This window comes from Gammaproteobacteria bacterium (ex Lamellibrachia satsuma) (assembly GCA_019623805.1).
GTDB lineage: Bacteria > Pseudomonadota > Gammaproteobacteria > Chromatiales > Chromatiaceae > QGON01.
Map to the genome: position 1 here is coordinate 1,276,519 of CP053680.1, position 25,939 is coordinate 1,302,457.

20 protein-coding genes and 1 other RNA gene are annotated in these 25,939 nt (G+C 56.9%); 3 read left to right on the top strand and 18 right to left on the bottom strand.

The window, feature by feature from the left end:
• Nucleotide 1 precedes the first annotated feature (1 nt).
• Together secA and HPY30_05345 are read right to left on the bottom strand one after the other, a co-directional pair.
• Nucleotides 2–2,818 carry a preprotein translocase subunit SecA gene (secA, locus tag HPY30_05340; protein QYZ67919.1) on the bottom strand — a complete coding sequence of 939 codons (2,817 nt, stop codon included), beginning with the start codon at nt 2,816–2,818 and terminating at the stop codon, nt 2–4.
• A 242-nt stretch (nt 2,819–3,060) separates the two neighbouring features.
• Complete coding sequence (locus HPY30_05345; protein QYZ65458.1) at nt 3,061–3,999, bottom strand: M23 family metallopeptidase; 939 nt, start codon at nt 3,997–3,999, stop codon at nt 3,061–3,063.
• Between the two features lie 127 nt (nt 4,000–4,126).
• Between HPY30_05345 and HPY30_05350 the strand changes: the two genes are divergently transcribed.
• Entirely contained in the window at nt 4,127–4,570 is a 444-nt protein-coding gene (locus tag HPY30_05350; GenBank protein ID QYZ65459.1) for a DUF721 domain-containing protein, read from the top strand.
• Between the two features lie 98 nt (nt 4,571–4,668).
• Here HPY30_05350 and HPY30_05355 read toward each other — a convergent pair whose 3' ends face one another.
• From HPY30_05355 to rnpB, 16 genes are all read right to left on the bottom strand, one after another.
• Nucleotides 4,669–5,580, bottom strand: a complete 912-nt coding sequence (locus tag HPY30_05355; protein ID QYZ65460.1) for a UDP-3-O-acyl-N-acetylglucosamine deacetylase — start codon at nt 5,578–5,580, stop codon at nt 4,669–4,671.
• A gap of 187 nt (nt 5,581–5,767) precedes the next feature.
• Nucleotides 5,768–6,943: a cell division protein FtsZ gene (gene ftsZ, locus HPY30_05360; protein QYZ65461.1), complete on the bottom strand. Its 1,176-nt coding sequence runs from the start codon at nt 6,941–6,943 to the stop codon at nt 5,768–5,770.
• 57 nt (nt 6,944–7,000) lie between these two features.
• Nucleotides 7,001–8,236, bottom strand: a complete 1,236-nt coding sequence (ftsA, locus tag HPY30_05365) for a cell division protein FtsA (GenBank protein ID QYZ65462.1) — start codon at nt 8,234–8,236, stop codon at nt 7,001–7,003.
• Nucleotides 8,237–9,049, bottom strand: coding sequence for an FtsQ-type POTRA domain-containing protein (locus HPY30_05370; GenBank protein QYZ65463.1), 813 nt, complete (start codon nt 9,047–9,049; stop codon nt 8,237–8,239). It lies immediately after the preceding gene.
• Nucleotides 9,046–9,942 carry a UDP-N-acetylmuramate dehydrogenase gene (gene murB / locus HPY30_05375; protein QYZ67920.1) on the bottom strand — a complete coding sequence of 299 codons (897 nt, stop codon included), beginning with the start codon at nt 9,940–9,942 and terminating at the stop codon, nt 9,046–9,048. The genes HPY30_05370 and murB overlap by 4 nt, the downstream gene beginning before the upstream one ends.
• A gap of 190 nt (nt 9,943–10,132) precedes the next feature.
• Nucleotides 10,133–11,572 carry a UDP-N-acetylmuramate--L-alanine ligase gene (gene murC / locus HPY30_05380; protein ID QYZ65464.1) on the bottom strand — a complete coding sequence of 480 codons (1,440 nt, stop codon included), beginning with the start codon at nt 11,570–11,572 and terminating at the stop codon, nt 10,133–10,135.
• Entirely contained in the window at nt 11,569–12,648 is a 1,080-nt protein-coding gene (gene murG, locus HPY30_05385; GenBank protein ID QYZ65465.1) for an undecaprenyldiphospho-muramoylpentapeptide beta-N-acetylglucosaminyltransferase, read from the bottom strand. Before murG ends, murC begins: the two co-directional genes overlap by 4 nt.
• The gene (gene ftsW / locus HPY30_05390; protein QYZ65466.1) at nt 12,633–13,832 is read right to left on the bottom strand and encodes a putative lipid II flippase FtsW; all 1,200 of its coding nucleotides are present in this window, start codon (nt 13,830–13,832) and stop codon (nt 12,633–12,635) included. The genes murG and ftsW overlap by 16 nt, the downstream gene beginning before the upstream one ends.
• Nucleotides 13,829–15,184 carry a UDP-N-acetylmuramoyl-L-alanine--D-glutamate ligase gene (locus HPY30_05395; protein QYZ67921.1) on the bottom strand — a complete coding sequence of 452 codons (1,356 nt, stop codon included), beginning with the start codon at nt 15,182–15,184 and terminating at the stop codon, nt 13,829–13,831. The genes ftsW and HPY30_05395 overlap by 4 nt, the downstream gene beginning before the upstream one ends.
• An 8-nt stretch (nt 15,185–15,192) precedes the next feature.
• Entirely contained in the window at nt 15,193–16,275 is a 1,083-nt protein-coding gene (locus HPY30_05400) for a phospho-N-acetylmuramoyl-pentapeptide-transferase (GenBank protein ID QYZ65467.1), read from the bottom strand.
• A gap of 2 nt (nt 16,276–16,277) precedes the next feature.
• The gene (locus tag HPY30_05405) at nt 16,278–17,819 is read right to left on the bottom strand and encodes a UDP-N-acetylmuramoyl-L-alanyl-D-glutamate--2,6-diaminopimelate ligase (protein ID QYZ65468.1); all 1,542 of its coding nucleotides are present in this window, start codon (nt 17,817–17,819) and stop codon (nt 16,278–16,280) included.
• Nucleotides 17,819–19,552, bottom strand: a complete 1,734-nt coding sequence (locus tag HPY30_05410) for a penicillin-binding protein 2 (GenBank protein ID QYZ65469.1) — start codon at nt 19,550–19,552, stop codon at nt 17,819–17,821. The genes HPY30_05405 and HPY30_05410 overlap by 1 nt, the downstream gene beginning before the upstream one ends.
• A 2-nt stretch (nt 19,553–19,554) precedes the next feature.
• The gene (gene ftsL / locus HPY30_05415; protein QYZ65470.1) at nt 19,555–19,827 is read right to left on the bottom strand and encodes a cell division protein FtsL; all 273 of its coding nucleotides are present in this window, start codon (nt 19,825–19,827) and stop codon (nt 19,555–19,557) included.
• Complete coding sequence (rsmH, locus tag HPY30_05420; GenBank protein QYZ65471.1) at nt 19,824–20,762, bottom strand: 16S rRNA (cytosine(1402)-N(4))-methyltransferase RsmH; 939 nt, start codon at nt 20,760–20,762, stop codon at nt 19,824–19,826. Before rsmH ends, ftsL begins: the two co-directional genes overlap by 4 nt.
• The gene (gene mraZ, locus HPY30_05425) at nt 20,762–21,217 is read right to left on the bottom strand and encodes a division/cell wall cluster transcriptional repressor MraZ (protein QYZ65472.1); all 456 of its coding nucleotides are present in this window, start codon (nt 21,215–21,217) and stop codon (nt 20,762–20,764) included. Before mraZ ends, rsmH begins: the two co-directional genes overlap by 1 nt.
• Before the next feature lie 257 nt (nt 21,218–21,474).
• Nucleotides 21,475–21,827, bottom strand: an RNA gene (gene rnpB / locus HPY30_05430) — RNase P RNA component class A.
• Between the two features lie 128 nt (nt 21,828–21,955).
• On the opposite strand from rnpB, the gene HPY30_05435 reads away from it, so the two are divergent.
• Together HPY30_05435 and HPY30_05440 are read left to right on the top strand one after the other, a co-directional pair.
• Nucleotides 21,956–23,380 (top strand): O-antigen ligase family protein, encoded by a 1,425-nt coding sequence (locus HPY30_05435; protein ID QYZ65473.1) that lies wholly within the window; start codon nt 21,956–21,958, stop codon nt 23,378–23,380.
• 34 nt (nt 23,381–23,414) lie between these two features.
• Nucleotides 23,415–25,544, top strand: a complete 2,130-nt coding sequence (locus tag HPY30_05440; protein ID QYZ65474.1) for a YgiQ family radical SAM protein — start codon at nt 23,415–23,417, stop codon at nt 25,542–25,544.
• The last annotated feature ends 395 nt before the right edge of the window (nt 25,545–25,939 follow it).

The window sequence follows — 25,939 nt, forward strand, 5'->3', positions numbered from 1 at the left end:
ATCAGGCGATGCGCCCATGACACTGCTTGTATTTCTTACCGGAACCACATGGACAGGGTTCATTGCGCCCGATCTTGCGTCCTTCACGCACAAACGGCTGATGCTCTTCCTCTGCAGCAGCTGCCTGTTGCGGTGCAGCCTGTTCCTCTTCGGTCAGGCCATGAAACTCTTCATGCTTGAACTCAAAGTCGCTGCCCTGCTGAGAGTGGTCCTGCAGCGCCATCTCTTCCGGCATCTGTACCTGTACCTTTGAGAGAACGCCCACGACTTCGGTTTTGATGCCGTCCAGCATGTTGGAAAACATCTCGAAGGCTTCGCGTTTGTACTCCTGCTTGGGGTTTTTCTGCGCATAACCCCGCAGGTGAATACCCTGACGCAGATAGTCCATCGCGGCCAGATGCTCTTTCCAGATACCGTCGAGGGTCTGTAGCATCACGCCCTTCTCAAACTGACGCATCCCCTCGGCACCGACGAAACCCTCCTTCTTCTGATACTCAACTTCGAGCGTCTCCTCAATACGTGCGAGGAGCGTCTCTTCGTGCAGATCATGGTCATCATCCAGCCACTGCTGGACCGGCCACTCTCCACTAAACGCATCAGCCAATGCCTGACTCAGCCCCGACACATCCCACTGCTCTTCAAGACTCTCACGGGGGATATACTGGTGCATGACATCATCCACCACGTCGGCACGCAGACTGGTAATGGTCTCGGAGATATCCTCCGTCTCCATCAGTTCGTTACGCTGCTGATAGACCACCTTACGCTGGTCATTGGCCACATCATCATATTCGAGCAGCTGTTTGCGGATATCGAAGTTGCGTCCCTCAACCTTGCGCTGCGCATTCTCGATCGCCTTGGTTACCCAGGGATGCTCGATCGCCTCGCCCTTCTCCATGCCCAGCTTTTTCATGATGCCGCCTACCTTGTCTGAGGCAAATATGCGCATCAGGCTGTCATCCAGCGAAAGATAGAAGCGACTGGAGCCAGGATCACCCTGACGGCCGGAGCGGCCCCGCAGCTGGTTGTCGATACGGCGGGACTCATGGCGTTCGGTACCCACCACGTGCAGACCACCGGCTTCCAGGACCTGTTTGTGTACCAACCCCCACGCCTCGGACATCTCATCGACTTTTGCCTGGTTCGGGTCCTCTCCCAACACGGCCAACTGAGTCTCAAGATTGCCGCCCAACACGATATCTGTACCTCGGCCCGCCATGTTGGTGGCGATGGTAACCGCACCCGGCACACCGGCCTGAGCCACAATCTCGGCCTCCTGCTCGTGGTGCTTGGCATTCAGAACCTTATGCTCGACCTTGGCCTGGTTCAGCAAATTGGAAACCAGTTCCGAGGTCTCGATGGAAGCGGTACCCACCAGCACCGGCTGACCCCGTTTCACGCAATCCTGCACGTCGTCGAGGATTGCCTGATACTTCTCATCCGGCGTAAGAAAGATCAGGTCACCCTTGTCATCGCGAACCATGGGCATGTTGGTGGGGATAACCACGACCTCCAATCCATAGATCTGCTGAAACTCGAAGGCCTCGGTATCGGCCGTACCCGTCATACCCGACAGTTTCTCGTAAAGCCGGAAATAGTTCTGGAAGGTGATTGAGGCAAGCGTCTGATTCTCGTGCTGAATCTCCACCCCCTCTTTGGCCTCGACTGCCTGGTGCAGCCCATCTGACCAGCGGCGGCCATGCATGGTACGACCGGTAAATTCGTCAACAATAACGATCTGCCCATCCTTGACTATGTACTCCACATCTTTCTGGAACAGGGCATGGGCGCGCAGCGCCGCATTCACATGGTGCATCAACATGATATTGGCTGAATCGTAGAGGCTTGCGCCCTCTTCCAGCAGCCCGGCCTCAGTCAGCATATCCTCCACATGCTGATGCCCCTCTTCGCTGAGATAAGTCTGGCGCGCCTTCTCATCCACCGAAAAGTCGCCGGGACCAAAATCCGGCTGCCCCTCGTCGTTGGTGATGGGGTCCTGCCGTGTCAGCCGAGGAATGATCTTATCGATCGCCTGGTAAAGGTCGGAACTGTCGTCGGTGGGACCGGAGATAATCAGCGGTGTTCGCGCCTCATCAATAAGGATGGAATCCACCTCGTCCACGATGGCATAGAAAGGCGGACGCTGTACCCTTTGCTCTCCGCTGAACGCCATATTGTCGCGCAGATAGTCGAAACCGAATTCATTGTTGGTGCCGTAGGTCACATCGGCGGCATAAGCCGCTTTACGCTCAACGGGGCGCAAGTGCAGGAAACCATCCGTGGAACCAGAGTGTTCGGGATCATAGAGGTAGGACGCGCTATCGGGCCCCCCTCCGCCGGAGGAGTTGATGACACCCGTACTCAGCCCCAGAAAGTGGTAGATCCTGGCCATCCAGGCCGCGTCGCGGCGGGCCAGATAGTCGTTCACCGTCACCACGTGCACGCCCTTGGCAGGCAAGGCATTGAGATAGACTGCCAGGGTGGCGACCAAGGTCTTGCCTTCACCGGTCCGCATCTCGGCGATCTTGCCCTGGTTAAGCACCATGCCGCCAATCAGCTGCACATCGAAGTGGCGCATCTGCATCACCCGGCGCCCAGCCTCACGCACAACGGCAAAGGCCTCACTCAGGAGTGAGTCGAGAGACTCCCCCTTCTCCAGGCGTTCGCGAAACTCCGGGGTTTTGGCACTCAGCGCTTCGTCCGAAAGCGCCTCCATATCCGCTTCCAGCGCACTAATCTTGGTGACATCCTTGCTCATCCGCTTGACCAGACGATCATTACGGCTGCCGAAGACCTTCTTGAATATGTTGGTGACCATGTAGTTATTGGTGTCCGTGAAAAATGCGAAATCGGGCAATCATACCCCATGCCATCGGTTTCATGAAGCAAGAGGGGAAGTGATGGGGGTGGGGCACGGCTTTAGTGCCGAATCAGACCCCACAACACCGGATATGTGGGTAAATCTGCGGAATTCAAGCTGCCTGGTGCGCATGGCGCACCCTACATTAAGCGCACGGTGCTGCCTACGTTAAGATCATCGGCGGTTGGGGGGCGCAGGAATCAGGCCCGGGCTTCTGTGCGTTTGGTGCGGATATATTTGGTGGGATTGACGGTTTTACCATTACGCAGCACCTCAAAATGAACGTGAGGGCCTGTGGAACGGCCGGTTGAACCCATGCTGCCGATGGTCTGGCCCTGCTGCACCCGGTCACCGATTTTGACGTTGATCTTCGAGTTGTGGCCATAGCGGGTGACATAACCCTTGCCGTGATTGATCTCAATCAGGTAACCATAACCGCTCTGCTCGCCCGCCTTGGTCACCACGCCTGCCGCTACCGCAACGACATCCGAGTCTTTCTTTCCGGCGAAGTCCATCCCCTTGTGCATGGTGCGCTTGCCGGTAAACGGGTCGTTGCGCATGCCATAATATGAAGAGATCCACCCCTTGGCCACGGGACGACCGGCCGGGTGTACGGATTTCTCCAACTCCGAGTTCATAATCAGATCTTCCAGCAACATCAATTGCTGTTCCCTGTTCGCGATAAGCACTTCCAGGCTGTCCATGTCCTTCAGGATCTCCGGCAGCACCGACTGGGATTTCACCACTTCATCCACTAGCGGACCACCCACAGCTGACGGCGCCTCGAAACTGAACTCACCCTTATCCAGGCTGCCGATATCCACCAGGCGTTGACCAAGGGCATCCAGCCTCAGCAAATTAGCCTGCAACTGCCCCAGCCGCATGGCCAGGCCGTCGATGCGCTCTTGGGCATCGGTCCTGGTATCTTCCAGTACACGACGCTCCTGGGTGAAGGTATCTCTCAGCGAACGCACCAGCTGGTGCTCAGGAAAAGTCACGTCCTGCACACCCATTCTGTAACCGGTCCAAAGCATGCCTGCGCCAAAGACGCAAAGCAGTCCAAGCAGGGTGATTGCCGATAGACAACGTCCTGTGGTACTACAGCTTTTTCCGATGCCACGCAAGTAGATGATCTTCATTTATCCAGTTCTATCCGGGATTTTCAGGGGGAACTACGGCATTTATCGACCGCTTAAGCCGAAACCTTTAGGCCTTTCTCTGCCAATAGCCATGGCATACAGCCACGCATTCTCCTATGATTTGCCCATGCAAATCAAGATGAAGTCACTGGGAGAGCTGTTTGGCTCCCGGGAATCGATCAAAACCCTGAACAAAAAACTGGCGCAACATGCGGCGCTACTGGCCAGAATTCGCCTGCTGCTGCCAGAACCCCTGGGTGACCATTGCATCGGAGCCGTACCGCATGAAACCCGGCTGGTGCTGTTTGTTGACTCACCCGCCTGGGCCAGCCGCTTCCGTTACCTGGGGCGTGACCTGCGGGAGAAACTCAAAGCCGAGGGGGTGGCGCTGGAGAGTATCAGAATCAAGGTTTTTCTACCCCAATCCGCACCCGCCGAACGGCACCACCCAGCGGAACCGCTGACTCTTTCTAAAGAGAGCGCCGCGATGATTCGAAGTACCGCAGAGTGCACCGAATCGACCGAATTGCGGGAGGCACTACTGCGTCTGAGCAGACACGCAGAGAAATAGACCTCGCTTTCTTTGCGGGAATTTATTGCTTAGTAAAAATAAAAAAAGACGCATCCTGTGTGGGTGCGGCTTTTTCATTTCAGGGAAGCTAAATCAGCTCAGGTCACCTGAACAGGCTTCATATAGGAGATAGGCGCCTTTTCGGTCTCGTCGAAGGTGACTTCTTCCCAGGCCTCCGTGTCCTGCATCAGCTCCCGCAACAGGCGGTTGTTGAGGGCATGTCCCGATTTGTGACCGCTGAAGGCGCCGATCAGGCTGTGGCCGAGCAGGTAGAGATCGCCGATGGCGTCGAGGATTTTGTGTTTGACGAACTCGTCTTCGTAACGCAGGCCATCTTCGTTCAGCACCCGGTAGTCATCCACGACCACCGCGTTGTCCATGCTGCCACCGAGGGCAAGTTCCCGCTGGCGCAACATCTCGATATCACGCAGGAAACCGAAGGTCCGGGCGCGGCTCACCTCTCTGACGAATGAAGTGGAGGAGAAGTCGACGCTGGCATACTGAGCCCGCTGCACAAACGCCGGATGGTCGAAATCGATGGCAAAGCTTACCTTGAATCCGTCAAAAGGCTCAAAACTGGCGCGCTTGTCTCCATCTTCCACCACGACTTTGCGCTTGATTTTGATAAAGCGTTTGGCCGCGTTCTGTTCCTCCACTCCGGCAGACTGGAGGAGGAACACGAAAGGTCCGGCACTGCCGTCCATGATCGGCACTTCGGGGGCACTGACATCGACATAGGCATTATCGATACCGAGTCCGGCCAAGGCCGAAAGCAGATGTTCCACCGTCGAGATCCTGACCCCATGCTGCATCAGGGTCGTAGAGAGACGAGTGTCACCGACATTTTCCGGACAGGCACGGATCTCGACTGCCGGATCCAGGTCAACCCGGCGAAACACGATACCTGTATCCGGCACAGCAGGCCTTAGGGTCAGATAGACCTTTTGACCTGTATGCAATCCGACGCCAGTGGCGCGAATCACATTTTTCAGTGTGCGTTGCCGAATCATTGCCGTTTTCGCTCCCTTGAGAAATTGATATTTATGAGCGCGGGAATGTTATCACATGTCAAATTATCCGACAAAAAGGCCGTCGCATTCTTTGAATATGAGGGATCGGAGCCAAATGTGATTCCGATCCCGGCACGCTGCACCACCCTGAAACTCCAACACTCTGAACACGGTTATTCCACAAAGTTCAATCGGCCTGACGACGCAGGAATGCCGGGATATCGAGGTAGTCGAGACTGGTCTTTGCCGGCGCTTCGGCGGCAGGTTTGGCCGCCAAGCCCTTGCGAACCACCGTCGGACGATCCAGATCTCTATAGTCATTCGGGCCTGGAGTGACGATATCCGAAGCCACCAGTTCCAGCCCCGCATCGGCCTGTCGAGCCGGTTTCGGTAATTCGGCTACTGACAGATCACCCAATCCGGTAGCGACCACGGTCACCCGCATCTCTTCCTGCATATCGCCGTCGATAACCGTTCCCACTACCACGGTGGCGTCTTCGTCAGCGAACTCCCGCACGGTATTGCCCACCTCATCGAACTCACCGATGGAAAGGTTGAGACCCGCAGTGATATTGACCAGAATACCTTTTGCGCCTGACAGGTTGATGTCTTCCAGCAGCGGGCTGCGAATCGCCTTCTCCGCCGCCTCACGCGCCCGGTTCTCGCCCGATGCCTCGCCTGAACCCATCATTGCCGCGCCCATCTCCGACATCACGGTCTTCACGTCGGCGAAGTCCACATTGATCAGGCCGGGACGGGTAATCAGCTCCGCAATGCCCTGCACAGCGTTCAGCAACACATCGTTTGCCGCCTTGAAGGCATTCAGCAGACTCATCTCCTTGCCCAGCACCGCCAACAGTTTCTCATTGGGAATGGTGATCAGGGAGTCGACGCTCTTCGACAGTTCGGCCATGCCCGCTTCGGCAATCTTCATGCGCTTGCCGCCTTCGAAGCCAAAGGGTTTGGTGACTACTGCCACCGTCAGAATGCCCAGCTCCTTGGCCACCTGGGCAACCACCGGCGCTGCACCGGTACCTGTGCCGCCACCCATGCCGGCGGTGATAAAGACCATATCGGCCCCGTCCAGCACCTCGTGGATCCGGTCGTGATCCTCATGGGCAGCCTGTCTGCCTACCTCAGGATCTGCGCCTGCACCAAGACCTTTGGTGATGTCGGAACCCAGTTGCAGCAGTGTACGCACTTCACTGTTGCGCAGTGCCTGTGAATCGGTATTGGCACAGATGAAGTCAACGCCCTCGATCTCGCCTGTAAGCATGTGGTTCACTGCGTTGCCGCCGCCTCCGCCTACGCCTACCACTTTGATCACAGCGTTTTGACTGTGTGTATCCATTAATTCAAACATTGCCTATCTCCTCTTTTGTCCGCCCGTCTGTCTGCCAACAGCCTGCACTACATAAAGTTAAAAATTACCTTGAAACCAATTCTTCATCCGTTCCCAGATCGCTTTCATTCCCCCATCATGAGAGAGATCCGCCACACCGCGACTCCGGTTCGTGTTACCGAACAGCAGCAACCCGACGCCGGTGGAGTAGATCGGGTTGCGCACCACGTCGGCCAGCCCGGTGACGTATTGCGGCACCCCGAGTCTGACCGGCATGTGAAACACCTCTTCCGCCAACTCGATCACCCCTTCCATCTTGGAACTTCCGCCGGTCAGCACCACGCCGCCCGCAATCACATCCTCAAAACCGCTACGTCGCAGTTCCGCCTGAATCAGCGTCATCAACTCCTCGTAACGGGGTTCAACCACCTCCGCCAGGGTCTGACGCGAAAGCCTGCGCGGTGGCCGGTCACCGATGCTGGGCACCTCGATGGTCTCATCGTTGGTGGCCAACTGGGTCAGGGCGCAGGCATATTTGATCTTGATCTCTTCCGCGTGCTGGGTCGGTGTGCGTAACGCCACCGCAATATCATTGGTCACCTGATCCCCGGCAATGGGGATCACTGCGGTGTGGCGAATCGCCCCACCGGTGAAGACAGCGATATCGGTGGTGCCGCCGCCGATATCCACCAGGCAGACCCCAAGTTCCTTTTCGTCCTCGCTCAGAACCGAGTAACTCGATGCCAATTGCTCCAGGATCAAGTCATCGACCTCCAGACCGCAGCGGCGCACACATTTGATGATGTTCTGCGCCGCGCTGACGGCACCGGTGACCATGTGAACCCGTGATTCGAGGCGCACACCCGACATACCGATGGGATCGCGGATCCCCTCCTGCTCATCGATGATGAACTCCTGGGGCAGGATATGCAGGATCTTCTGATCCGCCGGGATCGCCACCGCCCTGGCCGCATCGATCACCCGTTCCACATCACTCTGGGTCACCTCTTTGTCACGGATCGCCACGATGCCGTGAGAGTTGAGGCTGCTGATGTGGCTGCCGGCAATGCCGGCAAAGACCGAGTGGATCTCGCAGCCCGCCATCAACTCAGCCTCTTCCACCGCCCGCTGAATCGACTGGACCGTGGACTCGATATTCACCACGACCCCCTTCTTCAACCCGCGTGAGGGGTGGGAGCCGATGCCGATGATCTCTATCTCATCACCGGTCTTGACCTCTCCCACGATAGCCACCACCTTGGAGGTGCCGATATCCAGGCCAATAATCAGATTCTTTTCACTTTTCTTGGTCATTCAGAGTCCTGCAATCCGGTTTTTCCCGCTCTGCCGAGCCGGATTGTCTGTTGATAATTCCTGCTTCGGCAACGCCTTCCAGCGTGCCGTAAATCCATTGGTATAACGCAGATCCACCGCTTCCAACTGCCCCTCATTACCATCTCCCAAGCCGGGATAGAGGCGTACAAAACGTGCCAGTCGTGAGGCGATGTCAGATCGTCCCAAATTCAATGTCAGGCCCCGGCGGGTCTTCAGCCGCCACGCCTGTCGGGCATCGACCAAAACATGTTTCAGATCCAGCTCTACGGTCTTCAGCAGCGCCTCAAAACGCAGAAAATCGCGACTGATGGCAACAGCGCTGCTCTCCGGCCCTTCCAAAGTCACCAGTTCAGGCAGTTTTAGCCGCTGCTGGGGACGAAAGATCTCTCCCCGCCGGTTGACCAATGCCCCCTTACCCCAGCGTGCCAGTGCCACCTGCTCCACCACATCAACCCGCAGGGTATCGGGCCAGACCCGCCGCACACTTGCACTTGCCACCCAGGGCAATCCTTCCACTTCGGTACGGATCAACTCGAGGTCGACACTGAAGAAGCTGCCGCGAATGGCTTTTACCACTGTCTGTTTCAGCAGTTTCGGATCGAGATGTGATATCTCTCCATCGATCCCAATCACGCGCAGCGGCATCACTTTTGGATCCTGCAGCTGGGCAACCCCCCAGGCTGCGCCAACTCCACCCAGTACGGACAACAGGAGTGCAAACCCCCACACCTGCAGAAAAGCCAGCCCATTATTCCACCGGCTGAGCGGCGCTTTTTTCTGCTGCCGCTTCACCGCGCCTCTCCAACCCGGTGGACTTCCGGCAGCAACAACACACCGCTGTGCAGTTCAACCTCGGATTGCACCTTATTTATCAAGGCCTCGATATCCGCCGCTGTGGCATCGCCGGTGTTGATGATGAAATTAGCGTGCTTTTCAGAGACCTGTGCACCGCCAATCCGCGTCCCCTTGAGACCCGCTGACTCAATCAGTTTTGCCGCATGGTTGCCCGTCGGATTTCTGAATACGGAGCCACAACTCGGCAGGCTCGTGGGCTGAGTCGCCGCACGCCGCTCCAACAGCGTCCGAATCACCTGTTGAGACGCGTTCACATCCCCTGACTGCAGCTGCAGTTCGGCGGAGAGGAACCACTCCCCTGCAGTACCCTTTACGCTGCGATAACCGATATCGAAGTCATCTGGAGTGCGTTTCCGTACCTCCCCGTAACGGTCCAGGGTCTCCACCTGTTTCACCTGATCCCAGACCTCACCACCAAAGGCACCGGCATTCATCGCCAGGGCACCGCCGAGTGTGCCGGGGATACCCGCCAGAAACTCGACCCCGCAAAGACCCGCCCGCGCAGCAGTGCGCGCCACCTTGGCGCAGGAGACACCCGCCTCCGCATTGAGCCGTGTCCCGTCCTGCCATTCCAGCCTGTTGAGTCGACCCTGAGTGGCAATCACCGTGCCGGGAAAACCACCGTCACGCACCAGCAGGTTGCTGCCCAGCCCCAGCCAGAGCAGCGGTTCATCCGCCTCCAACTGCAGTAGAAACTGCACCAGATCCGCGCTATCCGCAGGACGGTAGAAACGACGCGCCGGACCGCCTACCCGCCAAGTCGTATGGCCGGACAGGGGCTCGTTGAACAGCAGCTCACCCCGCAGCGATTTTTCATCCAGCGCAGGCATCATTTCCGGGTCTCCCCTCCACATCTTTGGTCATCGGGTCGATGTGCCGAAAGCAGATTTCGATTCCGCCCGGTCTGCTGCAGCCCATCTTTCTCATTGTCTTGCGACGAGCCGAAACACAGCTGGAGGTGGGCGGAATTCAAGGCCTCCCCACAACCCTGATGGAACCGACTCATATCGAACAATTTATTCATCCGACAACCCCCTCACACAGTCTTTTCGGCAAATCCGCAGCGATGGCTCCAATGCTGCCCGCGCCGAGGGTAAGGACTATGTCTCCCTCCTGCAGCAGACCTGCCAGGACCTCCGGCAACTCCGCCAGCGGCTCGACAAATACCGGATCAACCTGCCCACGTGCACGCACGGCGCGGCTCAACGCACGCCCGTCCGCACCTTGAATAGGCACTTCCCCTGCGGCATAGACCTCGGTAAGCAGCAGCACGTCGGTCTGCGAGAGCACCTGCACGAAATCCTCGAACTGCTCCTGGGTGCGGGTGTAGCGATGGGGCTGAAAGGACAACACCAGACGCCGTTCCGGCCAACCGGCCCTCACTGCCGCCAGAGTGGCGGCTATCTCGCTGGGGTGGTGTGCATAGTCATCGACGAACATTACCCGTCGATTGCCCACCAGACAGTCGCCGCTGGTCTGAAAGCGTCTGCCGATCCCCTGAAAATTCTGTAACGCCCGCTGGATACTGGCCTCTTCAACACCCAGCTCCAGCGCCACGGTAATCGCGGCAAGTGCGTTCAACACATTGTGGCGTCCCGGCATATTGAGGGTGACCCGCAGGTCCTGATTCCAGCCCTCGCACTCCAATCCGAAACTGGTGATCGCCCCCTCTTGGGTGACCTTCACCGCCCGTACATCAGCATCTTCGGAGAATCCGTAGGTACGCACCCGCCGGGTGATCTCAGGCAACAGACCCCGGACTTCGGCGTCATCGATACAGAGCACCGCCAGACCATAGAAAGGCAGGTGGTGAAGAAACTCCAGAAAGGCCCCGCGCAGACGATCGAATTCACCACCGTAGGTGCTCATATGATCGGCATCGATATTGGTCACCACCGCAAGCATGGGCTGCAGATAGAGGAATGATGCATCACTCTCATCCGCCTCCGCCACCAGGTAGTCTCCCTCTCCCAGCTGTGCATTGGCGCCGGCGCTGTTGAGGCGTCCACCAATCACGAAAGTGGGGTCCAACCCCGCCTCGCCCAGCACACTGGCCACCAGGCTGGTGGTGGTGGTCTTGCCGTGGGTGCCTGCCACCGCGATGCCATAGTGGAAACGCATGATCTCCGCCAGCATCTCCGCTCGCGGTACCACCGGGATACGCCACTCTCTGGCGGCCTGCACTTCCGGGTTGTCTGCTTTCACGGCGCTGGAGATCACTACGGCATCACAATCCCTGACCTGCTCTGCAGCATGACCGATGAATATCTGCGCGCCCAATCCGGCCAAGCGCCGGGTCACCGCGCTTTCACGCTGATCGGATCCGGAAACCGCATAATCCAGATTCACCATCACCTCGGCGATACCACTCATACCGGCACCGCCGATACCCACAAAATGGATGCGGCGCATGCGGCCCATGCTGTCGGGGGCGTGGCGGCGGCGATTCTTGTCACTCATCGTTCAATCATCTCCAGGCAGGCACGGCCAACCACTTCAGCAGAATCGGGGCGTGCCAGGCGGCGCGCGGCGATAGCCATCTTCAATAACGTTTTCCGATCAACCAGCAGGGCTTTCAGCCTGGCCGCAAGGGACGCCGCATCCAGGGATGCCTGGGGGACCAGCAGGGCAGCACCTGCATCCACCAGATAAGCCGCATTGCGGGTCTGATGATCGTCGACCGCATGGGGAAAGGGGACCAGAATCGCACCCAACCCGGTTACCGCCAGCTCCGAAACGGTAAGCGCGCCGGCCCGGCAGATCACCAGGTCGGCCCAACCATAGGCACCCGCCATGTCGTGCTCAAAGGCGCTGATATCAGCCTCTACTCCATGCTTTTCATAAGCAGAGACCGCAGTGTCATAGCTCCGTTCGCCCGCCTGATGGCGCACCTCAGGCCGTTGTCCAACCGGCAGACGAGCCAGTGCGTCCGGCACCGTCTCATTCAATGCCTGGGCACCCAGGGAACCACCCAGTACCAGAAGATGTAGCGGCCCGCCCCGGCCCTCGAACCGCGTTGCAGGTTCCGGCAGTGCAGCGATCTCCGGACGCACCGGGTTGCCCGACTCAACCGCTCCCCTGGTCGCGTCAAAACTACCGGGGAACGCTTCAAATACTCGAGTCGCAAAGCGGGAGAGAAGACGGTTGGTAAAACCCGGGATTGCATTCTGCTCCTGAATCACCAGTGGAATACCCAACAAGCGTGCCATCAGGCCACCCGGGCCGGAGACAAACCCCCCCATGCCCAGCACCAGGCTCGGGCGGTTTCTGCGCAGTACCCGCAACGCCTGCCAGAGTGCCTTCAAAATCACAAAAGGCGCTGCCAACCGGCGCAGCAGACCGGTACCGCGAACGCCACGGACCTCGATCCACTCCATCGGAATGCCCCGCTGCGGGATCAGTTTCGCCTCCATTCCCCGCCGCGTACCCAACCAGAAGACATCAATACCCTCAGCCATCAACCAGTCAGCCACCGCCAGTGCCGGAAAGACATGTCCACCTGTGCCACCTGCCATCACCATCACACGCGGCTCCATGATCGACCTCCCGACTTTACACCGTCACTCTGAAGCCGCAGTTCATGGTCGATGCGCAGCAGCACGGCGATCACCAGACAGGTGACAATAATGCTGTTGCCGCCGTAGCTTATAAAAGGCAGGGTCAAACCCTTGGTGGGCAGCAAACCCACGTTCACACCGATATTGATGAACGACTGAAGCCCGATCCAAATACCGAAGCCGTAGGCGACATAAGCGGAAAAACGTCTCTCCCGGGCCATCGCCCGGGTACCAATCTGAAAGGCGCGCCAGGTAATGAAGGCAAACAGGAAAATCACCGCCAGGGTCCCGATCAGACCGAACTCCTCCCCGATCACCGCCATAATAAAGTCGGTATGCGCCTCTGGCAGATAGAACTGTTTCTGTATGCCGTTGCCGAGACCTACACCGGTGACTTCACCACGCCCGAAGGCGATCAACGCCTGTACCAGTTGGTAATCGCTATCCCGTTGGTCATCCCAGGGATTGATGAAAGCGGTGATCCGCCGCCAACGGTAGTCTGAAAAGTAGATCAGTGCGCCACCAGCCAGGGCAGAGGATGTCAGCAGAATAGTGAACTGCCATAGCACGACCCCTCCCAGAAAGAGCATGCCCAAGACCGTGGCGAAGAGCACCACCGTGGTGCCGAAATCGGGTTCCAGCATGATCAGCAGACTGGTCAGGAGCACCAGCATCATCGGCTTGGCAAAACCCCACAGCGAACTGGTAACCTCACTCTGACGACGCACCAGATAACCGGCGATATAGATCACCATGAACAGCTTCACGAACTCAGAGCTCTGCAGGTTGAAGACACCCAAGGGGATCCAGCGCCGCGCATGGTTCGCCTCTTTACCGATATTCGGTATCAGTACCAAAACCAACATCACCAAACCGACAAACACCAGTACCGGCCCGGCCTTCTCCCAGGATGAGACAGGTACGCGGAACAGCGCCATGGCACCGGCAAGACCGATACAGAGCGCAATGATGTGGCGGATCACAAAGAAGAAGGGCGATCCGGCGATACGCTCACCGGCGTACATGGAAGAGGAGGCAACCATCACCAGACCAAACATGAGCAGAATCAGTGCGGCCCCCATCAGCCAGTAGTCGATGGCTGGTGGCGAGATACCGCCTTCTTTACCACCCATGCTCGCCTGAGACCTTGCCATCGTATTCATGACATCAGCCCCTCAACCGCCTGAATGAAGGCTTCACCACGGGCTTCAAAATTGCGGAACATATCGAAACTGGCGCACGCCGGTGAGAGCAGCACCCGGTCTCCAGGTTTTGCCAATTCTCTTGCCTGGCTCACTGCCGCTTCAAGGCTCTCCGCACACTCCACAACAATCCTGCCGGAAAGAACCTGTTCGATAACCTGGGCATCCCGTCCGATCAGGATCACTGCCCGGGCGGTGCGTTCAACTACCGGCGCCAACTCGGTGAAATCCGCCCCTTTGCAGTCGCCACCGGCGATCAGCACGCTACGGCTCTCTCCGCTCAGGGGGTGTAGACCCTCCAGTGCGGCGATGGTCGCACCGACATTGGTACCTTTGGAGTCGTTGTACCAGCGTACCCCCCCTTTTTCCGCGACAAACTGAGTACGGTGAGGCAGGCCGGAAAATCCCCGCAGGGCAGCCAACATCGGCTGCAAAGGCAGATCCGCCGCCACACCCAGCGCCAAGGCAGCCAGCGCATTTGCCTGGTTGTGCAAACCCGGGATCTTCAGTTCGCTCACAGGTAACAGGGGGGTGGTTCCACGGCACAACCAGCGGGCCTCTGCGTTCTCGCAAATGCCGAAATCGTCTTCCTGTGGCACCTCAAGGGTAAATCCCGACTCAGCGCCGGCAGCACCGCTCATGGAAACGACCTGCGAGTCATCCCGATTGACCAAGCTAACCCTGGCGCCCCGGTAAACCACCGCCTTAGTCTTCGCGTACTCATCGAGTGAGGCGTAACGATCCATATGGTCTGCGGAGATATTCAGCACCACTGCCACATCGGCCTTCAGGGACTGGGTTGTCTCCAACTGAAAACTCGACAGTTCAAGAATATAGAGATCCACTGTTTCATCCAGCAGATCCAACGCCGGCTCTCCAATATTGCCGCCAACGGCAACTTTCAACCCTGCGGCACGGGCCATCTCACCCAGCAGCGTGGTGACCGTGCTCTTACCATTCGAGCCGGTAATGGCAACGATAGGGGCTTGTGCCGCTCTGCAGAAAAGTTCGATGTCACCGACGATTTCAACGCCCCGCCGCTGAGCTTCCTGGATCAGAGGTTCCTGCAACGACAGGCCGGGACTGACCACCAGCTGCTCCGCGGCCAGAAATACCTCAGGCTGAAAACTGCCGAGAAACAGCGCCACATCCGGCATCTCATCGGTCAGATCCTGCAACCCGGGCGGATGTTCACGGCTATCGGTCACTGCAACAGGCACGCCCTGCCGCATAAGATAACGGGCGCAGGAGAGTCCGGTCTTGCCCAGACCGACAATCAGGATTTTACCTGCCTGCTGCGCCATGACCTGCATCCCGTCCCTCATCTGATCTTCAGACTCGCCAATCCGACCAACACCAGGATGACGGTGATGATCCAGAAACGCACAATGACCCGGGGTTCGGGCCAGCCCTTCAATTCAAAATGGTGGTGCAATGGCGCCATCATGAAGATACGCCGCCCGGTAAGTTTGAACGAGGCGACCTGCAGCACCACTGAAATCGTCTCCATGACGAAGACACCACCCATGATGAACAGCACCAGCTCCTGGCGTACCGCAACCGCAACCACTCCCAGCGCAGCGCCGAGGGCCAATGCGCCCACATCTCCCATAAAGACCTGCGCCGGATAGGTGTTGAACCAGAGAAATCCCAGTCCGGCGCCAACCAGGGCGCCGCAGAAAATGATCAGTTCGCCCAACCCCGGGATATAGGGGATTTTCAGATAGGCGGCAAAGTCAACGTGCCCGGTAAGGTAGGCAAACAGACCCAGCGCCCCACCCACCATCACCGTCGGCAGTATTGCCAGACCATCCAGTCCATCGGTGAGATTCACAGCATTTGATGAACCAACAATGACCAGATAGGTCAGCAGGATGTACCAGGGGCCGATATCCAGCGCCACATTCTTTAGATAGGGGATCAGCAGTTGTGTCTCCACCGGACTCTGCGCGCTAAAGTAGAGAACGCTGGCGGCCCCGAGGCCCACCACCGACTGCCAGAAATATTTCCAGCGGGAGGCGAGTCCGCGTGGATCCTGAAGTACCAGTTTCTTGTAGTCATCCACCAGGCCGATGACACCAAACAGCAACGTCACCGACAGCACGATCCAGACATAGCGATTGCCCAGGTCAGACCAAAGCAGGGTGGCCACGGCTATCCCTACCAGAATCAGTGCTCCACCCATGGTGGGCGTACCGGCCTTGGAAAAGTGAGTCTCCGGACCATCGTCCCGTACGGTCTGTCCGATCTGATGGAAACTGAGCCGGCGGATCATCACCGGACCGACCAACAGCGAGATCAGCAGCGCGGTGAGCACCCCGAGAATGGTGCGCAGGGTCAGATACTGAAAGACATTGAATGCCGTGTCATATTGCGAAAGCCAATCGGTCAGATAGAGCAGCATCGTCAGTTACCCCCATCCTGCCAATCGTCCAGCGCCTGGATAACCTGTTCCCGGTCACTGAACGGCAGCTTCCGATCCCCTATCTGCTGATAGGTCTCATGGCCCTTGCCGGCCACCAGCACCAGATCCTCCGCCCCGGCACCGAGCACTGCCAGACGGATCGCCTCTGCCCGATTAGCCTCGACCCTGGCCTGCTCGGGATGCTCCATCCCGGCCAGTATCTGATCGATGATGGCGCGACTCTCCTCACCACGAGGATTATCGTCAGTAACAATAATGCTATCCGCATACTGCTCAGCAATGCGTCCCATCTGCGGTCGTTTGCCTCTATCACGATCCCCACCACAGCCAAAAACGATAGTCATGCGGCTGGCGCAGTGACTGCGTACCGCAAGCAGAACATTTTCCAGGGCATCCGGAGTATGAGCGAAATCCACCACCACACAGGGGCGATCATCATTGCCGAAGCGCTCCAGGCGGCCCTCTACTGTTGTAGCCTTTGAGAGTTTTGCCAAAGCCTGCTCCAGCGTCCAGCCTTTGTAGAGCAGTACCGAGAGAGCGGCGAGCAGATTACTGGCATTGAACCGGCCCATCAGGGAAGTATGCAACACGCCCCTGCCCCACTGACTGGAGAAGTGAATCTCCATGCCGTCGGCTGTGGGCAGGATGACCTCCGCCCTGATCCAGCCACTGATACCATCCGGTGGACAGGCCTCCGGACTCACCGAATAGACCACCGCATCCACATCAGCCGCCAGAGAATCGAGCAGTTCAGGACCGAAGGGGTCATCGAGATTGATCACCGCGCAACACAGGTCAGACATATGGAACAGCCGCTGCTTGGCGGCAAAGTAGTTCGACATGGTGCCGTGGAAATCGAAGTGGTCCCGGCTGATGTTGGTAAATACGGCGATATCAAAATGGATCGCAGCTGCCCGGTCCTGGGCCAGCGCGTGGGAGGAGACCTCCATCACCAACGCTTTTGCCCCTTCGGTTTTCAGCTGCGCCAGCAGTGACTGCAGCGTTACTGCATCAGGAGTGGTAAAGCCGGTATCAATCAACGCGCCGGCAAAACCCGCCCCCAGGGTGCCTATTATGCCGGTGGGTGTTTCCGGTTCCAGCGCCTGCGCCAGCAGATGGCTGACACTGGTCTTGCCATTGGTGCCGGTAATCCCGATCACCGTCATGGAACGACTGGGATAACCATAAAAGCGTGCCGCCAACAGGCTTGCCTGACGCGCTAGATTCTCAACCCGCAAAAGTGGAATATCCACCTCTGCCGCCAGCCTCTCCGCTTTTCGCTCGTTCACCACACCGTCCGGTTCCCAAACGATGGCGGCTGCACCCTGCCCTATCGCCTGATCGGCAAAATCGAGACCATGGACACTACCCCCCAAACAGGCAAGAAAGAGCCCGCCTTCCTCTATAAAACGACTGTCCAGGCTGATATTTGTGACCACCCCGTCCTCTTTCGGGGTCACGTTCACAAACCCGCCAAGCAGCTCGGATAGCAGTATGCCCTGTGCGTTCACATGTGCGGTCATCAGTGCCGTCCCTCTGAATCCGCCAGCAAAGGCGTCACCACCAGCGGTGCATCGGGTGGGATATTGAGCAGCCGCAATGCACCGCTCATCACCTTAGCGAATACCGGTGCGGCCACCTTGCCGCCATAGTAATCCTTACCCCTCGGTTCATTAATCATCACCGCCATCACCAGACGTGGATCACTCGCCGGTGCCATGCCGACAAACAGGGAGAGATATTTGTCTTCCGCATACCCTCCGGCAACCGACTTCTTGGCGGTGCCGGTCTTGCCAGCCACGCGGTAGCCGGGGATAGCCGCCAAGGGTGCAGTACCGCCTTTGGCCACCACAGCTTCCATCATGTGAACCACTGATCGCGCGGTGGAGCGACGTACAACCCGTTCACCTTTGGACAGCTCACTCACCTTCAACAGGGAAACAGGTAATTTCACCCCGTCATTGGCCAGCACGGCGTAGGCACCGGCAAGTTGCAGTGGTGTGACTGAAAGTCCGTAACCAAAGGAGAGGGTGGCCTGCTCAAACTCGCTCCAATCCGAAAAATGGGGCAGGCGACCTGATGATTCACCGGGAAACATGCTTTCGGCCGAACTGCCGAATCCGACCTGGGAATAGAGCTTCCACATGACCTCCGGCTTCAGCGCAAGGGCGATCTTGCTGGCGCCCACATTGCTCGATTTGCTCAACACTGTTGCCACGTCGATGCGGCCGTAGTCGTGCGAGTCCTTGACCAGATGACGTCCAACGCGCAGCAGTCCGGACCTCACATCGATCGGCGTGTCCGGCTTGAAACGTCCCTGCTCCAATGCAGCGGCCACCACAAAAGGCTTCACCGTGGACCCCGGCTCAAACACATCGGTCACTGCGCGATTGCGGAAGCTGCCCCGGCGATTACTGCGGCGGCCGTTCGGGTTATAGGCGGGACGATTGACCATTGCCAGCACTTCACCACTCTTGGCATCCAGAATTACCGCTGAGCCGGAAACCGCTTTGTGCGCCTTCACCGCCTTCTTGAGTTCCCGATAAGCGAGAAACTGCAGGCGCCGGTCGAGACTCAATACCAGATCGTTACCCGAGCGGGGAGACTGGATATTCTCCACCTCTTTGATCACCCGGCGGCGACCATCCATGATGACCCGCTTGGCACCATTCACTCCGGAAAGCCACTCGTTGTAGGCCAGCTCCATCCCCTCCAGTCCCTGATCGTCAATGCCCGTCAGCCCGACCATATGGGCCATCACCTCGCCACTGGGATAGAAGCGCCGGTGCTCCGACTCCAGGCCAATCCCTTCCAGATCCAACGCCTTCACCTGCTGTGCCACATCCGGATTGACACGCCGCTTGAGATAGACAAACCTCCGGTCACTGGCCAGCAGACGCCGTACCCTGTCAGGATTCAAATCCAGGATAGAAGCAATCGCACCAATCGTTTTACTGTCGGCCTTGAGTTTGCGTGGGTTAGCGAAAATGCTTTTCACTGGGGTACTGATCGCCAGCGGTTCGCCATTCCGGTCGGTTATCATGCCGCGGCTCGCCCGCACTTTCATCGGTTTCAGATAACGCTTCTCCCCCTGCTGCTGCAGGAAGGCCGTCTCGAATACCTGCCGATCAACCGAACGCCAGATCAGAGAACCGAAGGCAAAAGCCAGCACAGCAAGCAGAAAAAGGCGACGAGCTTTGTAGCTCGGCACCTTGATCTTCTCAGCATGTCCCCGTTTTTTCTTCGATCCCGCCATCTTCAGCGCCTGATCACCACAACATCACCCCATCGCGGCCGGTGCATTTTCAACTCCCGGTCCGCGGCCTTTTCAACTTTTGCATGGGTCGCCAGCGTGCTCTCCTCCAACTGCAGACGCCCCCACTCGACGTCGATCTGCCGCCTCTCGGCATGCAGTACCTGCAGCTCCACAAACGCCTTGCGGCTCAAATACTTGGCATAAACGACACTGACGCCGGAAAGCACTACCGCCAACATCAATCCAGCCAGTGGGAGGAATTTGAAGTAGCTCATGAGAGCCGCTCCGCCACCCGCATCACCGCACTGCGGGACCGGGGGTTTTCCTCTAACTCTCCCTTGCCGGCCCGGATGGCCTTGCCCAGCAGTCGTAACTTTGGATTCAGCTGGGCCTGGGTCACAGGCACGCCTGGCGGAAAACGATCACCCTTCGCCTGATCGCGCATGAAACGCTTTATCATTCTGTCCTCAAGGGAGTGAAAACTGATCACTGCCAACCGCCCGCCCGGTGCCAGCACGTCCAGTACCTGGTCCAGAAAACGCTCCAGATCCTCAAGCTCCCGGTTGATAAAGATCCGGATGCCCTGAAAACAACGGGTGGCCGGATGTTTACCCTTCTCCCAGGCGGGATTGGCCGCACTGACGATCTCGGACAACTGGCGTGTGGTCCTGATCGGCTGCTCCTGACGGGCTGCCACAATCGCACGGGCAATGCGCCGCGCATGACGCTCTTCGCCAAAGGTTTTAAGCACATCCGCAATCTCCTTCGCCTCCGCACCCATCAGCCACTCGGCGGCGCTAAACCCCGTCTCCGGATCCATGCGCATATCGAGTGGACCCTCCTGCAGAAAACTGAAACCCCGCTCCGCCTGATCCAACTGCGGAGAGGAGACACCCAGGTCGAGTAAAATTCCATCGACCTTACCGGTCACTCCCTGCTGTTCTGCAATCTCCGCCAACATAGCGAAGCTACCTCTCTCAATAACAAACCGGCCATCTCCACCAAATACAGCCTGGGCATGGGTTATGGCCTCCGGATCCTTGTCGATACCGATCAAACGGCCTGCCTCACCCAAGCCATTCAGAATCTGGCCGCTATGGCCACCACGCCCGAACGTTCCATCGATGTAGACGCCATCAGGGCGAATGGCCAGTGCCGCCACCGATTCGTCCAGAAGTACCGGTCGGTGCGCTCTCGATGCTTCATTCATCAGAGTGAGATCGATTCCAGCTGAGCTGTCAGTTCCAGCCCTTCCTCATCGATCTTGTCGAGCCAGTCATCACGTTGCCGACTCCAAGCCGACTCATCCCAAAGTTCGAATTTTTTCCCCTGCCCCACCAACGCAACCTTTTTTTCCAGACCGGCAAACTCCCTGAGTTCCGGCGGCAGAAGAATACGTCCCTGGCCATCCATATCGATTTCGTGAGCGTGTCCGATATAGAGTCGCTGCAGGTTCCGAGCGGATCCACCGAAGGCAGAGAGATCATTAAGCTTCTCTTCAAACACCAGCCAAACCGGTTTAGGATAGATCAGCAGGCAGCGATCTTTATCAACCGTAATCACTAATTGCGAGGCACAGATCTCCACGAGGCTGTCGCGATACCTGGTCGGTATCGCCATACGGCCTTTAGCATCCAGATTGAGCTTGGAGACACCACGGAACAAAAAACTCTCCCCCCTTGGGTGCAATTTCCCTTTTTACCCACTTTATCCCACTTTTCATCCATCTTAGGAGTCGGCACCCGGACCTGTCAAGGTCAATTAAGGAAAAAGTCTTTTGTGTTCAGGGGGTTACAAGAGGAAGTTACACCGCAATAAGCGGTAGATTTCCACTGAAAATACAGTAGATTAAAGCTCAAACCTAAAGTGGAATATCAAGAAAACCGGAGGAAATCCGGACCAACGAGAAGAGAGGGGAAAAAAGTGGGAGCCGGCCTGTAAGCCGGGTTCTGTCGAGAACAGTCATTCATCTGGGATGCGCGTCGCCGCACACCTCAAGCAACCTACCCGGGAACAGTGCGGGCCGCACCAATGTTCCCCTATTTGGTCTTGCTCCGGGTGGGGTTTACCTTGCCACTATCGTTACCGACAGCGCGGTGCGCTCTTACCGTCACCATTTCACCCTTACCGGCCTCCGAAGAGGCTTAGGCGGTATATTTTCTGCGGCACTTTCCGTAGGCTTTCGCCTCCCAGGCGTTACCTGGCACCCTGCCCTATGGAGCCCGGACTTTCCTCCGCTTCACCGAGGTAAAACAGCGACTGTCCGGCCGACTCCCACATGCAAGCTAATACGCTTCCCAACGAATTGCAAATGTATTCCAACAAGAGAAACCTTAATCCTGCCGAAATCCTGCCGAAAGAATAACTATGATATACAAACCCATGCAGGAAAAAGTCTCCGCAATGACAATAATACGCACTTCCGGTGCTGAGATTATCTCAGCACCATTGGCTATTTTTTTTGCGTTTGCGCTAAATGGCCGGCTCACCAAACTATTCCTCTCGGGATACAACCTCTACGACACCAAACGCATTCTGGAAATTCTATTGCTTGTGGGAATAGGCCTGATGCTGCTCTTGTCCAACAAGGAGCGTCACTCGTGGCTTGGCACCTTCTCCAGGCTGACTCTTCAAACCAAGCTGCTGATTGCCGGTGTTTTCATTTTAGGTACAATCTCTTCCGTTGCATCACCCATCCCACGAGACGCCTTTCTCTCCCTTAGCCATGTCGGCCTGCTTTTCATCTTTGCCCTGTTTATTGCTGCTCAACGTCGCCGTTTTGGCGACTCATACGACAAGATATTGCTCCTCATCATTGTGCTCTCCGTCATCATCTATGAGGGTGAATTTATCAGAATATTTATCAGTTACATTGTTCAGGAGAGGGTATTCTATTTTCACCCGATTTTTGAAAACACCCGCTTTCTCTGCCAATTCCAAACTTGGACTCTGCCACTGATAACCCTGCCGATACTGCTTACGCAGGAGAGCACTCCGGGCAGGCGCAAACTGATCTTTTTGTCCATCCTGCTAATCGCAGGTATCTGGTGGGGCATCACCATTGCCAATGGGTCCAAAGGGAGCCTGCTGGGCCAACTTGTTGGGTGGGCAGGGATTGCAATCATCTTTCGCGGCAGAAGCAAAAAGTGGCTTCTCATACAGCTTTACGCACTACTGGCCGGACTCTTTATCTACTTCACTTTCTTTATACCGGAGCTCCGCTACGACAACTTTTCCGCTTTTGCCCAGAGTCTCCTCAGCCGGATGGAATTGTGGGAGCAAGCACTACAGCTTATCAAGGACAATCCGCTTATGGGCGCTGGCCCCTTGCACTACGCATATTTCCGTAATCCTTATGCAGCACACCCGCATAACAGCATTCTGCAAATCGCCTCTGAATGGGGAATTCCGGTACTGCTGATGATCTCACTTCTTGCCGTCACCAACTTCACCACATGGATAAAAAGAATTTCAGAAAATCCGATCCATATTTCGCTGACAGCATCACTGCTTGCCGCAGCATTTCACTCACTATTCAGCGGTATACTTACTATGCCACTGAGCCAGATAATGATGTGTGTGGTTATTGGCTGGATGTATGGTATCCAGCAAACCTTGCAGATCAGATCAAACAGTTCGCCCGACACCTCGACGGGACGTGTTTTAATACCAATTGTTCTGCTCTGCATCGGAGGTGTGGTGCTGGGGATATTCCCTGAGGTTTTTTCTCTGACAGAGCTTGGGGAAGAGTGGCTAAACAGCCATGAGCGTTTCGAGGGACATGCGGCCTACAATCCTCGTTTCTGGCTCCAGGGTTGGTTACGCTAACACTTAATTCTACAGCAACAACCATTATCGACTCATGCAAACCGCGCCAGACGTCTTCTCCCATCGCCCCTATTGGGCCAAACGCTTTGGCATCGCGCCGGTACTACCCATGTCCCGGGAGGAGATGGACGACCTGGGCTGGGACAGTTGCGACATTATCATCGTCACCGGCGATGCCTACGTGGACCATCCCAGTTTCGGCATGGCGCTGGTGGGCAGACTGCTGGAGGCCCAGGGTTTTCGTGTCGGCATCATCTCCCAACCGGATTGGCGCAGCAGCGAAGACTTCCTGAGATTGGGGCGGCCCAACCTCTTTTTCGGCATTACCGCCGGAAACATGGATTCGATGGTCAACCGCTACACTTCAGACCGGCGCATCCGCAGCGACGACGCCTACACACCGGATGGCGAGGGCGGCAAACGCCCGGATCGTTCCGTGATCGTCTACGCCCAGCGTGCCCGTGAGGCGCTCAAGGGCGTGCCGATCATCATCGGTGGCATCGAAGCCAGTCTGCGCCGCATCGCACACTACGACTATTGGTCGGATAAGGTACGCCGATCCATTCTGCCCGACTCCAAGGCAGACCTGCTCATCTACGGCAATGCGGAACGGGCGCTGGTGGAGGTGGCTCACAGACTGGCAGCAGGGGAAAAAATCAGCGAGATCACGGATATCCGCGGCACCGGATTCATGTCGCAACAGATTCCGGCTGACCGGACGGTCATCGACTCAACTGAACTCGACACACCCGGTCCCAAAGCCTTCCATCCCGATCCTTATCAGGCTACACCTGACTGCCCACAACCTCAGGTAGTCATAGCCCACAATCGTCCCCGCAAGCTCGATCGGGAGAAGACCCTGGTGCGGCTCCCCTCCTACGATCAGGTTATCGAGGATGAAGTAATCTATGCCCACGCCTCCCGTGTATTCCACCTGGAGACCAACCCCGGCAACGCCAGAGCCCTGGTGCAACGACACGGCAAACGGGATGTCTGGCTCAATCCGCCGCCGATCCCGCTAACCACCGCAGAACTCGACCGGATCTACGAACTCCCCTACACCCGCAAACCCCACCCTGCCTACGGGGTGGCAAAGAACCCCGCCTGGGAGATGATCCGTTTCTCCATCAACATCATGCGCGGCTGTTTCGGCGGCTGCACCTTCTGTTCAATCACCGAGCACGAGGGACGCATAATCCAGAGCCGCTCGGAGGACTCCATCATCCGAGAGGTGGAGACGATTCGCGACCAGGTTCCCGGTTTTACCGGCAACATCTCCGACCTGGGCGGACCCACCACCAACATGTACCGGCTCAGTTGCAGAGACGAAAAGATCGAAGCTGCCTGCCGACGCCTCTCCTGCGTCTACCCGGACATTTGTCCAAACATGGGCACCGACCACCGGCCACTGCTCAAACTCTACCGGCGCGCCCGCAAACTGCCCGGCATCAAACGGGTATTCGTCGCATCCGGCCTACGTTACGACCTGGCTGTGCGCTCACCGGAGTACGTCAAGGAACTCGTAACTCACCATGTCGGCGGGTATCTGAAGATCGCCCCGGAACACACTGAATCCGGCCCGCTGGAACACATGATGAAACCAGGGATCGGCAGCTACGACAAATTCAAAAAGCTGTTCGACAAATACTCTGCCGAGGCGGGAAAGGAGCAATACCTGATCCCCTATTTCATCGCCGCGCACCCAGGCACATCCGACAAGGATATGCTCAACCTCGCACTCTGGCTGAAACAGAACGGATTTCGGCCGGATCAGGTGCAGGCCTTCCTGCCGACCCCTCTGGCCATTGCCTCTGCCATGTACCATACCGGCCGAAATCCACTGAAGAAGGTTCGCCGGAATTCTCCCCACGTCCCTGTCGCCACAGGCCTGAAACAGCGCCGTCTGCACAAAGCCTTTCTACGCTACCACGATCCAAAAAACTGGCCACTACTGCGGGAAACGCTGAAAAGCATGGGACGGGCAGACCTGATCGGCAACGGCAAACGGCACCTGGTGCCCAGCTGGCAGCCGAAAGGTGGGGAGAGAGACGAAAACAGCAAAGGCAGGAGTGGTAAACGTCCTAACGTCGGATCGGGCCAGCCACAAAAAACAGGCCGCTCTCAGCGCGGAAACAAAACGAAAAATATTCGCCGAAAACGCTAGCTGGATCAGACTGAGAAAACATTTTGGCAGCCAATTTTCTTATTAATAATTTTTCATTTTAAGTATAGAATGAGTACCTTCTCATTTAACTTTTGGTTATTTGACATGGAAAAATGTTACGAGTTTTTATGTTGCGAAGAGATGGATTGTGTTAGACGCACAATTGATGACCTACAATGCTGGGAAATTGAGGGTACTTCATGTTATGACCATAGTGATATTTTTATACAATATCGAGCATTAGTTGAAGGCAAGATAGATGCTTGTACCAAATGCGATTATTACAAGATCTATAATAATGAAGCCAAAGAAACATAGGGTGAGAACCGCTAAATAATCCTCGTTAATTTGCCTTGGAGTATTTTAGTTAGTATGCGGTTATTATGCCAAGCCTG

Excerpts from the sequence above, each read along its gene's own strand:
- secA (QYZ67919.1), bottom strand. The coding sequence starts at position 2,818 with ATGGTCACCAACATATTCAAGAAGGTCTTCGGCAGCCGTAATGATCGT.
- HPY30_05345 (QYZ65458.1), bottom strand. The coding sequence starts at position 3,999 with ATGAAGATCATCTACTTGCGTGGCATCGGAAAAAGCTGTAGTACCACA.
- HPY30_05350 (QYZ65459.1), top strand. The coding sequence starts at position 4,127 with ATGCAAATCAAGATGAAGTCACTGGGAGAGCTGTTTGGCTCCCGGGAA.
- HPY30_05355 (QYZ65460.1), bottom strand. The coding sequence starts at position 5,580 with ATGATTCGGCAACGCACACTGAAAAATGTGATTCGCGCCACTGGCGTC.
- ftsZ (QYZ65461.1), bottom strand. The coding sequence starts at position 6,943 with ATGTTTGAATTAATGGATACACACAGTCAAAACGCTGTGATCAAAGTG.
- ftsA (QYZ65462.1), bottom strand. The coding sequence starts at position 8,236 with ATGACCAAGAAAAGTGAAAAGAATCTGATTATTGGCCTGGATATCGGC.
- murB (QYZ67920.1), bottom strand. The coding sequence starts at position 9,942 with ATGCCTGCGCTGGATGAAAAATCGCTGCGGGGTGAGCTGCTGTTCAAC.
- murC (QYZ65464.1), bottom strand. The coding sequence starts at position 11,572 with ATGAGTGACAAGAATCGCCGCCGCCACGCCCCCGACAGCATGGGCCGC.
- murG (QYZ65465.1), bottom strand. The coding sequence starts at position 12,648 with ATGGAGCCGCGTGTGATGGTGATGGCAGGTGGCACAGGTGGACATGTC.
- ftsW (QYZ65466.1), bottom strand. The coding sequence starts at position 13,832 with ATGAATACGATGGCAAGGTCTCAGGCGAGCATGGGTGGTAAAGAAGGC.
- HPY30_05395 (QYZ67921.1), bottom strand. The coding sequence starts at position 15,184 with ATGCAGGTCATGGCGCAGCAGGCAGGTAAAATCCTGATTGTCGGTCTG.
- HPY30_05400 (QYZ65467.1), bottom strand. The coding sequence starts at position 16,275 with ATGCTGCTCTATCTGACCGATTGGCTTTCGCAATATGACACGGCATTC.
- HPY30_05405 (QYZ65468.1), bottom strand. The coding sequence starts at position 17,819 with ATGACCGCACATGTGAACGCACAGGGCATACTGCTATCCGAGCTGCTT.
- HPY30_05410 (QYZ65469.1), bottom strand. The coding sequence starts at position 19,552 with ATGGCGGGATCGAAGAAAAAACGGGGACATGCTGAGAAGATCAAGGTG.
- ftsL (QYZ65470.1), bottom strand. The coding sequence starts at position 19,827 with ATGAGCTACTTCAAATTCCTCCCACTGGCTGGATTGATGTTGGCGGTA.
- rsmH (QYZ65471.1), bottom strand. The coding sequence starts at position 20,762 with ATGAATGAAGCATCGAGAGCGCACCGACCGGTACTTCTGGACGAATCG.
- HPY30_05435 (QYZ65473.1), top strand. The coding sequence starts at position 21,956 with ATGACAATAATACGCACTTCCGGTGCTGAGATTATCTCAGCACCATTG.
- HPY30_05440 (QYZ65474.1), top strand. The coding sequence starts at position 23,415 with ATGCAAACCGCGCCAGACGTCTTCTCCCATCGCCCCTATTGGGCCAAA.